The 2,057-nt window shown below is 66.5% G+C and carries 2 protein-coding genes; one reads left to right on the top strand and one right to left on the bottom strand.

The features are described from left to right. Positions 1-1,757, bottom strand: a 1,757-nt coding sequence (locus tag VFA16_RS12685; RefSeq protein ID WP_414687707.1) for a homocysteine S-methyltransferase family protein, incomplete at its 3' end; no start/stop codon positions are given. A gap of 143 nt (positions 1,758-1,900) precedes the next feature. Here VFA16_RS12685 and VFA16_RS12690 point away from each other — a divergent pair. Further along, positions 1,901-2,057, top strand: a 157-nt coding sequence (locus tag VFA16_RS12690) for a PAC2 family protein (protein ID WP_324968149.1), incomplete at its 3' end; no start/stop codon positions are given.

Genomic DNA, 2,057 nt, shown 5'->3' on the forward strand with positions numbered 1-2,057 from the left:
TCGTAGACCAGATCCAGCGCCACCGTGCGCTGGTCTTCGGGAATCCGGTTGATCGGCAGGATCTTCGACGCATGCACGATCGCCGAATCCAGGCCCGCCTCCTGGCATTCGTGCAGGAACACGGAGTTGAGGACTTGGCGCGCAGCGGGATTGAGGCCGAACGAGATGTTGGACAACCCGAGTGTGGTTTGCACATTCGGGTGGCGTTTCTTCAGTTCGCGGATCGCCTCGATGGTCTCGATGCCGTCGCGGCGCGACTCCTCCTGCCCAGTGGCGATGGTGAAGGTCAAACAGTCGATGAGGATGGAGGATTCGTCGACGCCCCAGTTGCGGGTGATGTCGTCGATCAACCGCTCGGCGATCGCCACTTTCTTGTCGGCGGTGCGAGCCTGGCCCTCTTCGTCGATGGTCAGCGCGACCACCGCCGCGCCGTGCTCGGCGACCAATTCCATGGTCTTGTGGAACCGGGACTCCGGACCGTCGCCGTCTTCGTAGTTGACCGAGTTGATCGCGCAGCGCCCGCCCAGGTGTTCCAAACCCGCTCGCAGCACTGCGGTTTCGGTGGAGTCCAGCATGATCGGCAGTGTCGACGCGGTGGCCAGCCGGCTGGCCAGCGCGGTCATGTCGGCCGCCCCGTCGCGGCCCACGTAGTCCACGCACAGGTCCAGCAGATGCGCCCCGTCGCGGGTCTGCTCCTTGGCGATGTCCAGGCACCTCTGGTAGTCCTCGGCGATCATCGCCTCACGAAAAGCCTTGGAGCCGTTGGCGTTTGTGCGCTCCCCGATGACCAGCACCGACGCCTCTTGCTTGAACGGGACCGAGGTGTACAGCGACGACACCGCCGGCTCGTAGGTGATCTGCCGCTGCCCGGGCGTCACTGTGCGCACGGCCTCCGCGACCTGGCGGATGTGGTCGGGGGTGGTGCCGCAGCAGCCGCCGACCAGCGAGAGACCGAATTCGGCAATGAAACTGGCCAGCGCCTCGGCCAGCTCGTCGGGCTGCAGCGGATATTCGGCGCCTTTGGCGCCCAGCACCGGCAGGCCGGCGTTGGGCATCACCGACACCGGGATGCGGGCGTGTCGCGACAGGTAGCGCAGGTGCTCGCTCATTTCGGCCGGCCCGGTGGCGCAGTTCAGGCCCACCATGTCGACACCGAGCGGCTCGATCGCCGTCAGCGCGGCCCCGATCTCGCTGCCCAGCAGCATGGTGCCGGTCGTCTCCACCGTGACGTGGGTGATCACCGGGATGTGCCGCCCGGCCTGCTTCATCGCCCGCCGTGAGCCCAACACCGCCGCCTTGAGCTGCAGCAGGTCTTGACAGGTCTCCACCAGGATCGCGTCTGCGCCGCCGTCCAGCATGCCCAGCGCGGCCTCGGTGTAGGCGTTGCGGATCACCGCGTATTCGGTGTGGCCGAGGGTCGGCAACTTGGTGCCCGGGCCCATCGACCCCAGCACATAGCGTTTGCGCTCCGGCGTGGCAAGCTCATCGGCCACCGCGCGCGCGATCGAGGTGCCCCGGTGTGCGAGGTCGCGGATCTTGTCCGCGATGTCGTAGTCGCCGAGGTTGGACAGGTTGCAGCCGAACGTATTGGTCTCGACCGCATCGGCGCCGGCCTCGAAATACGCGCGGTGAATCCGTTCGATCACGTCGGGCCGCGTCTCGTTGAGGATCTCGTTGCAGCCCTCCAGCCCGCGGAAATCGTCGAGCGTCAGGTCCGCTGCCTGCAACTGGGTGCCCATGGCACCGTCGCCCACCATGACGCGCTGCGCCAAGGTGTCGAGCAGGTCGGTGTCGTAGGCGTGATCGTTCGAGAAAGTCACCCCGACAAGCATAGCTGGCCTATTCAAATGCTCTGTCCGTCACAGCGCGAACAGGCTGTGCAACGCCGTACGCTGATCCTGTGACCCCGCCCGATGCCAGGGCCGCGCTGCCCGAATTGCACAACACCGTCGTGGTGGCGGCTTTCGAGGGCTGGAACGACGCCGGCGACGCCGCCAGCGACGCCGTGGAGCACTTGGACGCCATCTGGGAGGCTGAGCCGATCGTCGAGATCGACG

This window comes from Mycobacterium sp., from assembly GCF_035653355.1.
In the GTDB taxonomy this organism is placed as follows: Bacteria; Actinomycetota; Actinomycetes; order Mycobacteriales; family Mycobacteriaceae; genus Mycobacterium.